The sequence below is a fragment of the Prevotella sp. P3-92 genome, from assembly GCF_002251205.1.
In the GTDB taxonomy this organism is placed as follows: domain Bacteria; phylum Bacteroidota; class Bacteroidia; order Bacteroidales; family Bacteroidaceae; genus Prevotella.
In genome coordinates this window covers 23,266-35,623 of the sequence record NZ_NPJE01000063.1, presented here as the reverse complement: position 1 = coordinate 35,623, position 12,358 = coordinate 23,266, and the positions used below count along the sequence as shown (strand labels likewise).

At 43.5% G+C, this 12,358-nt stretch carries 10 protein-coding genes and 1 pseudogene; 2 read left to right on the top strand and 9 right to left on the bottom strand.

Annotation, left to right across the window (positions count from 1 at the left end; translation table 11 throughout):
* Positions 1-17: 17 nt before the first annotated feature.
* Entirely contained in the window at positions 18-1,274 is a 1,257-nt protein-coding gene (locus CIK93_RS11250; protein ID WP_094447416.1) for a pitrilysin family protein, read from the bottom strand.
* Between the two features lie 234 nt (positions 1,275-1,508).
* Between CIK93_RS11250 and CIK93_RS11245 the strand changes: the two genes are divergently transcribed.
* Complete coding sequence (locus CIK93_RS11245; RefSeq protein WP_094447454.1) at positions 1,509-2,459, top strand: carbohydrate kinase; 951 nt, start codon at positions 1,509-1,511, stop codon at positions 2,457-2,459.
* A gap of 894 nt (positions 2,460-3,353) precedes the next feature.
* Here the strand turns inward: CIK93_RS11245 and CIK93_RS13945 are convergent.
* The 8 genes and pseudogenes from CIK93_RS13945 to CIK93_RS11205 form a co-directional block, all read right to left on the bottom strand.
* Positions 3,354-3,623 (bottom strand): annotated as a pseudogene (locus CIK93_RS13945) (zinc ribbon domain-containing protein); the annotation flags it as partial.
* A 190-nt stretch (positions 3,624-3,813) separates the two neighbouring features.
* Positions 3,814-5,070, bottom strand: coding sequence for a hypothetical protein (locus CIK93_RS11235; RefSeq protein ID WP_254046790.1), 1,257 nt, complete (start codon positions 5,068-5,070; stop codon positions 3,814-3,816).
* A gap of 5 nt (positions 5,071-5,075) precedes the next feature.
* On the bottom strand, positions 5,076-5,990 hold the full coding sequence (locus CIK93_RS11230) for a hypothetical protein (RefSeq protein WP_144269545.1): 915 nt from the start codon (positions 5,988-5,990) through the stop codon (positions 5,076-5,078).
* 77 nt (positions 5,991-6,067) lie between these two features.
* On the bottom strand, positions 6,068-6,904 hold the full coding sequence (locus CIK93_RS11225; RefSeq protein WP_094434814.1) for a hypothetical protein: 837 nt from the start codon (positions 6,902-6,904) through the stop codon (positions 6,068-6,070).
* Positions 6,905-6,943: 39 nt separating this feature from the next.
* Entirely contained in the window at positions 6,944-7,882 is a 939-nt protein-coding gene (locus CIK93_RS11220; protein ID WP_094391530.1) for a hypothetical protein, read from the bottom strand.
* 12 nt (positions 7,883-7,894) lie between these two features.
* On the bottom strand, positions 7,895-8,851 hold the full coding sequence (locus CIK93_RS11215) for a DUF6175 family protein (protein WP_094391529.1): 957 nt from the start codon (positions 8,849-8,851) through the stop codon (positions 7,895-7,897).
* A gap of 13 nt (positions 8,852-8,864) precedes the next feature.
* The gene (locus CIK93_RS11210; RefSeq protein WP_094391528.1) at positions 8,865-9,353 is read right to left on the bottom strand and encodes a hypothetical protein; all 489 of its coding nucleotides are present in this window, start codon (positions 9,351-9,353) and stop codon (positions 8,865-8,867) included.
* A 17-nt stretch (positions 9,354-9,370) separates the two neighbouring features.
* Positions 9,371-9,724, bottom strand: a complete 354-nt coding sequence (locus CIK93_RS11205; RefSeq protein WP_144269544.1) for a hypothetical protein — start codon at positions 9,722-9,724, stop codon at positions 9,371-9,373.
* A 692-nt stretch (positions 9,725-10,416) separates the two neighbouring features.
* Between CIK93_RS11205 and CIK93_RS11195 the strand changes: the two genes are divergently transcribed.
* Positions 10,417-12,348, top strand: coding sequence for a DEAD/DEAH box helicase (locus CIK93_RS11195; protein ID WP_094391525.1), 1,932 nt, complete (start codon positions 10,417-10,419; stop codon positions 12,346-12,348).
* Positions 12,349-12,358: the final 10 nt, after the last annotated feature.

Here is a 12,358-nt window from a genome sequence, read left to right as displayed (position 1 = left end):
AAACGCGCTGTGTAGCTCTATTCGTAAATGAGTGTTTGCAACCGTTCAGGATCAAACGTATATCGTGCCACATCGAGCAGTTGGTCAGCGGTCAAGGCGTCAATCTGCTGGAGTAGCAAGTCGATGTCGCGCTCCTTGCCGTAGTGCAGATACGATTTGGCAATGTCGAGTGCATACTGTTCGCGGTTGTCGCAGGCTATGGCAATCTGTCCTTTCAACTGTTGCTTTGCATCGTGCAGTTGTCGTTGACTGAGCGGACGCTGCATCAGTCGGTCCAGTTCGTGGTGAACCAGTCGCAGGCAGCGCTTCACATCGTGGTGGTCGCAACCGAAATATACCGACCACACCCCTGTGTCGTGATAGCTCGCCATGCTGCTTTCTACGGTATATACCAGTCCGTTGCGCTCGCGCAGCGACAGGTTGAGGCGTGCATTCATGCCTGGTCCGCCCAATATGTTGTTGAGCAGATAGAGTGGCAGACGTCGCTTGTCATCGAAACAGAAGGTGCGACAGCCCAGCATGACGTGTGCCTGATGGGTGTTTCGTTGCACGATATGGGTATGCTCTCCCGGGTCGGTATAAGTTTCGGACAGGTCTGTAGATCCCGATGAAATGGGCGCTTTTTCGTCGCTTTTCATCGTTGTGCCTATGACATCAGCGTGGCGTTCCAGCAGTTTGATGAGCTTCTGAAAGTCTATATCGCCGTAGGCAAAGAAAATGGCATTGTTAGGGCGATAGTGTTTTCTGGTGAACAGACGTGCATCGTCGGCAGTGAAGTGTGCCACCACGTCGCGACTGCCCAGTATGTTGTGGCCCAAAGGGTGTCCGCAGAACAGCAAGTTCTCGTAGTCATCGTAGATAAGTTCGGCAGGCGAGTCGTTGTAACTCTCTATTTCGTCGCATATCACATCCAGTTCGCGCCCCACTTCAGTATCAGGATAAGTGCTGTGGAATACGATGTCGCACAATAAATCTACCGCCTTGGGCAGGTGGTCGCGCAGTATAGCAGCGTAAAACACCGTGTCTTCCTTGTTGGTAAAGGCATTGAGGTCGCCACCCACACGCTCCAGTGTGTTGAGAATCTGTAGTGCCGAGCGTCGTGCAGTGCCTTTGAAAGTTACGTGTTCGCAGAAGTGGGCAACGCCTTCTTTGCCCGTTTCTTCCTGGCAGGACCCCGCGCGCACGCCGATTCCGCAATATACAACGGGCGAATCAGATGGCAGATGGATTACTCGGAGACCATTGTTGAGTGTATAGGTGTGATAGTTGTTCATCTCAAAAAACAATATTTCGTTTGCAAAATTACAGCTAATAATTGAGAAAAAGCCATAAATGGATGGAGGATATTAAAAAATGGTTGGATTTCATCATTGTTTTCACGACATGACATAACTCGACCCAGTTCGGTTCCGATGAAAACGTTCATAAAAAATATTTTTTTCTTTTTGTATTTACGCAAAATTGCTTTAACTTTGTCTGCTATATTGAAACAACAACACACAAATGCTATGCGAAAAGTAATAGGAATAGGCGAAACGGTGCTCGACATCATCTTTCGCGACGAGAAACCCATCAGCGCACTGCCTGGTGGTAGCACTTTCAATGCCATCATCTCTCTCGGACGTTCGGGAGTGAAGGCGAGTATGATTAGTGAGACAGGCAACGACCGTATCGGACAAAATATCATTAAGTTTATGGAAAGCAATGGTATCGATGCTTCCTACGTCAATGTCTATCCTGAATCAAAGTCGCCATTGTCGTTGGCATTTCTCAACGACCACAACGATGCCGACTATATTTTCTATAAAGACCATCCCCACGATCGCATAGACTATGTCTATCCTGAGGTTAATGCCGATGACATCGTGCTTTTCGGCAGTTTCTTTGCTCTCAATCCTGTCATCCGTCCCCAGGTATATGCCTTCCTTGACTATGCTCGCCAACGTGGCGCCATACTTTATTATGACGTCAATTTCCGTGCTTCTCATAAGAACGAGGTGATGAAGGTGACGCCCAATCTGCTCGACAATTTAGAGATGGCAGACATTGTGCGTGGCAGTTCGGAGGATTTCGAAATACTCTTCCGCCAGCATGATGCCGACACCGTTTATCGTTCGCAGATAGCCTTCTATACCAAAAAGTTCATCTATACCCGTTCGGCAGACCCTGTTGAGGTGCGTGGTGATAGTGGTTTCAGCAAGCAATATCCCGTTTTGCCCACCGAAACGGTCAGCACCATCGGTGCCGGCGACAATTTCAATGCAGGTTTCATCTACGGACTCATCAAGAATGGCATTACCCGCCAGCATATTGACCAAGGGCTTACCGAATCACAATGGGACGCTCTTGTATTGTCAGCTCTTGATTTCTCGGCAGAGTGTTGTAGGGATATTTACAATTATGTGTCGGAGGAATATGGCGAAAAGATGCGGAAAGGTTTGCAGAATAATGGTTTGTGATGCATGAAATAACCGAATATAACTGGAGAAACAAGCATCCGTTTCTCCAGTTTATATATCAGGTTTTATGGTCGCTAACTATTATATGCTTGTGACGAAATATTGAAATTATTGAAAAGAAATTATTTTCAGGGTTCTAACAAACCTTGATAATGTTTTTATCCAACGTTTGACAAAGATGTTATCCAACGTTTGACAAAGATGTTATCCAACGTTTGATAAAGTTGTTTTCAAACGTTGTAAACAAGTCTTTTCAACGTTGTAAACAGGTCTTTTCAAACATAAGAAACAAGTACTTTCAAATATTAGGAACAGGTGTTGTCGCTGTTGGTTTACTTCGCTGTCTAAACAGTCATCATCTTAACAACAATAAGCGCATGGTGGTCGATGGGTGGTCAATTGGTGGTCGAAAAAGCACTCAGAGAACAATCGACCACCACTATAAACGGGTAATTTACAGCGAGATATGCTATGTGGTGGTCGAGTGGTCGATTTTTTCGACATCGCGTGCGCGTGCATACATACGCATGCGTGCGCACGAGAACGATGTAGATTCTATTTCTTTCCTACTTCATGGTCGATTCGGGTTAAGGTCACAACTTCGGCATTGCTACCATTTTTGTTATATTCGCTCACGAGAATATACTTCTCATTACACGCAACACCATAGCAACGACCATTTGATTTCTGAATCTGAGTTCCCCAATATGCCTCATTATCATTAAGAAGTTTGGTGGTATTGCCATTGACGGTATAGAATTGGTTGACCATAGCCCCTATGAAGACATAGAGATTGTTCACGTGAAGTTCGTCAATGCCGAGTGCATTGATGTGGTCGATATATACCTGTTTCATGGGATGGTCGGCATGTGGAATGGCATCCTGTGGCATGCTCCATCGCTTGAGTTTCGGAAACCACTGCAGTAGTTGTTGCTTGTATTCACACTTTGTGAGTTGTTTTCCCATGTTCTTGTTGTATTCATCTACAAACATTGAACAATAATCTGCCATCTCTTCCATAGTGTAGTTTCCGGTAAATACCCCGTCTTTATAGCAGTAGATGCAAAACTCTTCACTCTTGCTGCCATCGGCATTGGTACCAAGAATATCGTCTGTCAGCGGCATACCGCAGCTTTGGCAAAATCTCATTTCTTTCTTATCCATATTATAATAGTGTTGATTGATATCCAATTGCAAAGGTATGGATATTCCGAACAAACCATTTTAACGTAACGGAAAAGATGGCATGTACATGAATGATTTTGCAACGAAGGAAAACCATGCTGCAACAGCCTATCGCCGAAAGGTAACCATATATGTGTTTTTTACTTCTTCTTTTCTCCCATAGCCGATGTTACTTGATCTCTCTAATCAACATGCCAGGATAGAAATCTTTACCGCTGACCTTCTCAAAAGTTGTGAATCCCAATTCTGCACCTTCTGCCTTTTCCTCTTTTGCCATAAAGCGGTTGTCCCAAATCAGATTTTTTGCAGGACGTATAACACCAACACGCTTATATTCTATGTGCCCTTTATCGTCTTCTACAGCCTCTAAGACTTCAAAACGACTCTTCTCGGTAATACCTTCTTTCTTTCCAATTTCACATTTCAAAGGCGCAACGGCCAATAATGGTGACTTAATCTTGAATACATCGAAGTTTTTCTGGAGGTTTGCCACATTTTCATCCAAAGCCCGTTGACAAGCCTTGCGCACCATGACCTGTGGCTCTGATTCGTTGATACCCATGAAAGAAATGTCTTTGCCACTGCTTTCCTGCATGCCAAGGAATATCAGTGTGAATTTGCCTCGGTTGCTTTCGAAGTTTTGTTTCTTTCTATCGTCTATAGTGTCTGTATATATTTCATTATAAAAGAACGATGAGATCTCTTTATCCCACACCAATTGATAAAGGTAAGTGTTGATTTTAACATTGAATCCTTTGTATGTGGCGATAAGTGTTCCTAAATCATCCTGACCAATGGTGTTGGAACCATTCAGAATATTGTTGGTTTGAATAGCAGCACTCACTATTCCGCCAATAACAGCAGATCCGGAACTTTTATCTATATAGCGAATATCGTTGATCAATACAAATGTACTGCCGATTAACTCCTCGCCAGCATCCTGCAACAGCGCATCTTTGCGCACAGAAAGGGCAGCAAGGCGTTTCTCCATTTCAGATGCATTATTATAACCACGCTCTTGAACAAGGTTCATACTACAAATGCCTGTGGATTTCTTGCGCTGAAACCATCGTGCAACAAGGCGACTCGCAATGTGTTGCTGCTGAAGAATCAGGTCGAAGTCGTTCATCTTTGCTTTGTCAGACAAGTCGTTGATCTTGAAACCATAATGATGATCAAGTTCCTTCATCTTCAGTTTTCGTTCTGTGGTATAGAAGACTCTCTTTCCTACATTGTGGTCGTTATATTTGTCAGGAATAGGCATAGCATTGAAAGCCTGTTCTATTTCGGTGGAAAAAGCTAAATCGCGGTGACATATCATAAAAGAATATATCGACCCTCGTCTGTATAGAAACAAGGAGTCTTCTTGTTGGGCGAACCCAGCAGAAGAAACCATTGTCAGTAATATGATAAATCGTGGTCTCATACGTTTTAATAATCCCAGTCTTCGGAAAGGTTGTCATAGATCTTGGGTGCCTCATCTGGAGCTTCTTGCCACAGTCCATTCTTCTTGAGATACTTAGCATTTTCCTGTATGATCTTAATCATCTCCTTGGGTTTCTCATTTATATCCACCATTTTGATATCCGCAGGAATCTCAAATTCAGAATCGTCAACAGGGCGCATAGTAATTTTCTTTAAAGTGCTGGAGATATTAAATTGCATGTCCATATTGAGCATTTCCGATGTAGATTGAACGACAATATTTGATGTGGATTTCAAAACTCTGCTTTCTGCCAGTGGTGTATTGCCTTTTCCCGCTGTAACAGAATCAGGGATAACAGCCCATTCGCAGTGGACGTTTGTCACAGAATGGTTGTCCAAAGTATCTGACACTAACTCATATTTTACTTTATATACATCACACTTGTAACTGTCAACCATCATTTCACCGGTCTTTTCTATTTTTGACTGGTTGATAGTCACACCACCAATTGTTGTTCCTCCTTCTCCTGTGGCATTATTAGCAGCATCAGTGAAGTAATAGCCTTTTTTGATGTAGGGATAATAGATGGCAGTTTTTGTCACATTTCCATCTGTCTGAGTAATCGTAACACTATTTTTACCACCATGATGCTCGCGTATCTTTGATCCTTTAATAAGAAGGGTGGTGGTACAGATGCCGTTGTAAAAATCAGGATTATTATCAACGTTCTTCTTGATAATAGATCCCGCTATCATTTTGGCAATAATATTCTTTGTTTTGAGTTTGGTCTTTACCTTTTGGTAAGAGTTTACTTTAGACACTATTTCTCCTTCAAATGGTTTTGCTTCATTGGTTTGGGCTGTACTGTTTCCTATTCCTAAAATAAGAAGTAACGCAAATGTAAATACTGTTTTTTTCATAATCATAATTTTTTTGAGGTTATTGTAATATTGATATCTGTTTTTATATATATTGAAATATGAGTTGTTGCTTGATTCTATTCGTTTCGGATAGCAAAATATTCATATCCACTATCTGTTGAAGAAGACTCATTAATTAAATTTCCATTTTTGTCATACGCTTCATACTCAATTTTTTCTTCTGCTATAGTTTTTCCAAAATACATCTTGTCTATTCCGTTTTCCATATAAGTGCCTCTGAATTCAAGATCATAAGTCAAGGTATGTTTTTCTATTCCATAACAATTACCCACCATCGGGTATTTTATAGTAAAACTACAAGTCAAAGTTGCAGTATTCTGACTTGTTTTAGTGTAATTATATGTTATAGGTTCTGTCAAACCATCCCATTCACAACCCTTTGCGAAGAGCGCCTTTCCTGTTTCGTCGAAATAAAGATTGTAGTATCTGTCTATTTCGCAGTTAAAACGGCAATTCTTCAGTTGTTTCGGTGCTTTGTTTTTGAAAGCAGCCCTTCTGTTAAGAGTAACCGTTTCGCCTTGCATCTTTAGTGTAATTTTATCACGTTCTATTTTATAGTCAGTAATGGTAAGACTCCCTTCTCCAGTTTCGATAATTAAAGGAGAACTATTGCCATTGTAGATGATTTTGCCACTACCTTCCCATTCGATATATTCACTAGACTCCGGTTCTCCGGGATTTAGTCCGATATTAATTATTTCGTTGATTACCTCGTATGTGCCATCTGGTTGAATGACCCATTGAGCATAGTCACCTTGCCAAATTCCTGCAAGTGATGCTTGGACAGAAGCTGTTCCATTGTCATCGTTTGAACAACTACTGCAAACTCCTTGCATGATGCATACGGTAAGAATGCCTAAAAAATACTTGAAGTTTAAATTTTTCATATTCATTGTTTCGGGAGTTATAAGTTAAATTCTGCTTAAAGATATTTATTTATCTAAGAATAGAAGTTTGGTTTCTGTCTGTGGCATGTTCTCTGCGTAGGCTTTAGCTACTTCCTTGGAAGCATCGAGGCGACGTTGCTCCATATCGATGTTGTCGTCCATGACTTTTAGTGCAATATCCCATGGTGTATTCAGTTCAGCCTTCTCTTTGATTTCCTCAAGAAGTTTGATAGCAGCCTCATAACTTGATGATTCGGGATCTATCTCTGCCAACAGATTGGCGGCTTCGATAGCAGCATCACTATTTGTACGACCAGACCAAACGGCAACGGCTTTGGTCAATAGTCGTTCGCCTTCGGTGTTGATACGATGTTGCCATACTTCCTTGACACATGATAGCGCACGATCATAGGCTGCTGCACATTCGGGAATAATGAGCAACTCGTAGATGGCTTCATCATACTTACGGGTTTGGTCCAGCATCTTGGCACGGGCAATGATACGGTCTGCTTGCGCATCATAGTATGCAACAATCTTTTTTTGAGATTGAGCAATGAAGTCTGACAATCCTTGATGACGTGGCGTCAGCCGTTTTACGGCATCGCTGAATGCGGCAGCATCACTCTGACCGACACCATCGAGTTGAGTGGTATATGCCGAGAATACAACACCATCGTCAGCGTTGAGCACCTTTAGGTTGAGTTGTATCTGACAGACTGTTTGGCGGGGAGGACCTGCTGTGATGCTCTTGCCTATGATTTCATATTCAGGGACCAATGCAAAACTATGGAGTCCTGCCATTGCCGATACACCATTCGTTGTCAACAACTGGCGCAGTTTGCCTGCTACCACTCGTTGGTAAGATACAGGAATGGCAGACGCACCAGACTGGAATGCAATGCCAATAGGCAGACTGCACTCTTGAGCCTGAACGGAAAGTGCCGTTGTGCAGGCTATGATAAACGATGCAATATATTTCTTCATAGTCGTAATACTTTATTTTTCTCCAACAATAAGCAGACAGCGACCCAGTCCACGGTTGACCACCTTAGTGGATATGTTGCGTGGGGCTCCTTTCAGATATTTACGTAGTTCGCGTGCAAAACCTTCTGCATCCATAGCCATACCGTTGGTGTGGTAGAGTGGGATGCGAACTTGATCGAAGAGCAGATAGTTTTCGGTGGCATCGCTCTTGTTGAAACGATGTTCTACGGTATTGTTTGCCATCCATTCGGTAATCAGTTCGCCGAGTTCCTTACCATCATACTCTGTTTCGAAATCGAGTTCTTGTCCGTTGTCTGGAATCTGTAATTCGATAACAACCTCGCGGCCTTTGGCAAGAAGGTCATCGAAGTGCTGGCGGAGCAGAGATGTGAAACTGTCCATGTGGTCTTGTACCGCCTCTTCTATGAGTACTGGAACTTCTGCAGAGAATGATGGTGCTCCAGTTCCTTCTGCACCAGCAACCTGCTTGTTACTATAGGCATCGAGTCCGCGGAGATTGTAGGTAATGGAACGTTTCGGTCCATTGACATTCACTCCCCAATCTACTTCTAAGATAATGTCGGCACGAGCCGTGCGACGCAAACGATCAACAGGACTCTCTGCCAAACCAGCACCTGAGGTCTTGGTACGCATAACACTATTCTCTTGATTGAGACGTTCTATACTTTTGATGGTCTGTGAGAGGTCCTGCAAAGGGAAACCACGTTCTGCCATGAGGGTGTTGATTTTGGAGATGACCGCCATCAGGTCGCGGTTTTCCTGTAGTGCCTTCTTATAGTTGGGAATCATTTCCTTGATGCCCATTACATCTACAGTATCCATACAATGGTGTTCGTTACACCATACATCACTTGGCACAACCATCAATTTCGGCAGTTTGGCCTGTCCGAACGACGGCATGGCAATTGCCAACAATGCTATCAGTATAATGTTAATCCTTGTGTTCATTATTATAGCGTGTCTATTTATAGTCTTTCTGAATAATTTTATCTTTGATGAGTCGTTGGCGCAACTGTGGACATTTCACGGTTACCACAATGCTCCATCGGGTTCCCAACGTACTCTCGGTATGTTCTCTTGACTTTTTCTTCTTTTTCTCATCCTTGAAAGAAACATATTTCTTGAAACGGTTGCCGTCGGCAAAGAACTTGTTGAAATAGGCTTCGTGACGTTCGCGAGCATTGACTTCTGTCAGCATAGGACGTGTGTTGCAACCTTCCATGCCAGCATGAATACCCTTGAAGAGAATGTCACGTACGGCAGTTTTCATAGCTTGTTCTACCGCATCTTTCTTCTTGCTGCCGAATCCCCATACACGTAGTGTCTGAGTGCCATCTTCCTCCACACCGAGACATTGGGTCTCGAATCCTACTCGTGGCGACATGGCCACTTGTGCCTTTGCACCTGCCATCATAAATATGGCGATGCTGATGAGAATGGTTTTCTTCATATTGTTTCGTGTTAGGGTTAAAATCCACTGTTTAATCGTTTCACCACTCCTGCTGCTTCTAAATCTTTGCGGAGTTGTTCTTTGGATACAGAGATGATGCCGGTAACGATATACTGTTTGCCTTGACGCACTACCTGCATAGATCCTTCTATCAGAGTGGCATAAGCCTCGCATCCTCCTCCTTTGCGGAAAAAAGGAATAAAGAAGTCGCTATACTGTTGTTCAACCATGGCACTACCTGCCATTGGCGGTTGCGAAATGCATCCACCGCCACCTGAATAGCCTCGGAATAACACGCCATGGATAGCGCAACGCTTTAGGATATTTTCGCCGTTTTTTTTTTTATCGACCACGGCTTTCTCTTTTACCAAAAAAAAACCTTGTTTTGCTGACCCGCCACAACTTACTTCATATATAAGTGGTTTGTCTTTTTCTTTAGCCTCCATTGTGATTGGCATAGCAACCAATAATAGGAGGAGCAACCGTATCGTCCAGTCTCTCATAATGGGTATAGTTTTTAGTTATTTTTTAATCATTTCCTACTTGCAAATTTACTGTGTTTTTTTAGATTCTACAAGTCGCCAAAATGCTCATATACGATGACAGGTAATAAGTGCAGATAAGAGGAAGAAATTGGTTGATAAGAGGACAAAAATATTTTTGCGTCAACTTTGCAAGTGTTCGGAAATCAAAGAAAAATGCTGATTTTCTTTGTATTTCGCTCGGTTTGCACTACCTTTGACGCGATGCGTCGAAGGTACTTACGTTCGAAAATACAAAAGAAAAAACAGTTTTCTTTTGTATTTCACTCACTTATTCGTACCTTTGAGACTTTGTCTCTTAGGTAGGCTGCACCTCGGAAATAAAAGAAAATTTCTGATTTTCTTTGTATTTCGCTCGGTTTGCACTACCTTTGCAAACGAATTTAGACCATGTGTATGATGGTCCGCAGGATTTTTGGAAGGTTTTTGCACCCTGATGATCCCATATCGTTTGTGTGGGATAATGGCTGGGAGGGTGAATTCAGCCTTCTTTATTAGCAATATTATCAAGGTAAAAAACATTGAAAACATTTGAAGAATTGGGCGTCAGCGAAGAGATTCGCCGCGCTATTGACGAGCTTGGATTCGAACATCCAATGCCAGTACAGGAAGAAGTAATCCCTTATTTGTTGGGTAACAAAAACGATGTCATTGCATTGGCACAGACAGGAACAGGTAAAACTGCTGCCTATGGACTGCCGTTGTTGCAGAAAACAGATGCATCGCGAAAAGAAACACAAGCCATCATCCTTAGTCCTACACGTGAACTCTGTCTGCAAATTGCTGACGATCTCAACAGTTTTGGAAAATATATCGACGGTATGCATATTGCCGCTGTATATGGTGGAACGGATATCGGTTCGCAGATACGTACACTAAAACATGGTGTGCAGATTATCGTTGCCACACCAGGACGTCTCATCGACCTCATCAACCGTGGAGTTGCTAAACTCGATCAGGTGAATAATGTAGTGCTCGACGAGGCAGACGAGATGCTCAACATGGGATTCTCTGACAGTATCAATGCTATTTTCGAGTGTGTGCCTGCCGATAGAAACACATTGCTCTTCTCGGCTACTATGAGTAAAGACATTGAGAAAATAGCACTCAACTATCTGCACGACCATAAGGAAATTGTGGTGGGATCACGAAACGAAGGTGCTGAACATGTGAACCACATCTATTATCTGGTCAATGCACGTGATAAATATCTCGCATTGAAACGAGTGGTAGATTTCTATCCTCGTATCTTTGCCATCATCTTCTGTCGCACTAAGATAGAAACACAAGAGATTGCCGACAAACTTATCAAGGATGGATATAATGCCGAGGCACTCCACGGAGACCTCAGTCAGCAACAACGCGACCTGACCATGCAGAAGTTCCGCCAGCACACCGTACAGTTCCTTGTGGCTACCGATGTTGCAGCACGAGGCCTTGATGTGGATGATCTTACCCATGTTATCAACTACGGATTGCCCGACGATATTGAGAGCTACACCCATCGTAGCGGTCGTACCGGACGTGCAGGCAAGAAGGGAACGTCTATCTCTATCATCCATACCAAAGAGAAATTCAAGGTGAGACAGATAGAGAAACAGATTGGTAAGGACTTTGTGGATGGTACGTTGCCTGCTCCTGAGGAGATTTGCAAGAAACAGCTTTTCAAGACCATGGACGATATTATGAAGACTGATGTTGATGATGAGCAGATTGCTCCCTATATGGAAGAAATCAACCGTCAGTTTGAATATATCGACAAAGAGGATATTATCAAGAAGATGGTGACAATCACCTTCGGTAAATTTCTCGACTATTATAAGAATGCACCCGAAATCATCAAGCCCGATAGCCGTAGTGCCAAGGCTGCAAGGGGCGAAGGTAAAGCAGACGGCAACCGTCGTACTCGTCAGAACGGACCGCGTAAGGCTGAAGCCGGATACCGCCGCTTGTTTGTCAATTTAGGCAAGGACGATGGTTTCTATCCTGGCGAAGTGATGCAGTTCCTCAATAAGTGTGTGCCAGGACGTGTACAGGTGGGACATATCGACCTTTTGGGCAAGTTCTCTTATATAGAAGTTCCTGAGGAAGATGCTGACCGCGTGATGCAGAACCTCAACGGACAGCACTATAAGCGCCGTGAAGTGCGCTGCAACGATGCTGATGAGGCTGGACACGGAAACGGCAGACGTTCCTCCGAGTCTGCTCCACGCAATCAGCGTAGCGAGGGTCGTAGTGGACGTGGCGAAGGCCGTGGCGCTAAAGGTTATGGTCGTGCCGACAGAAACGACGGTCGTCAGCAACGTGGTTCAAGGGGAGCTGCACGCCATCAGAATCATGAAGATATGAACGATTGGCGATCGCTGATGAATCCAGACTCTATGCGCTTGCGTGGTGAAGAGCCCGACTTCAGCGAGGAAGGCTGGGCACGTCGTCGTCCGAAGAAGAAATAAACTAACGACC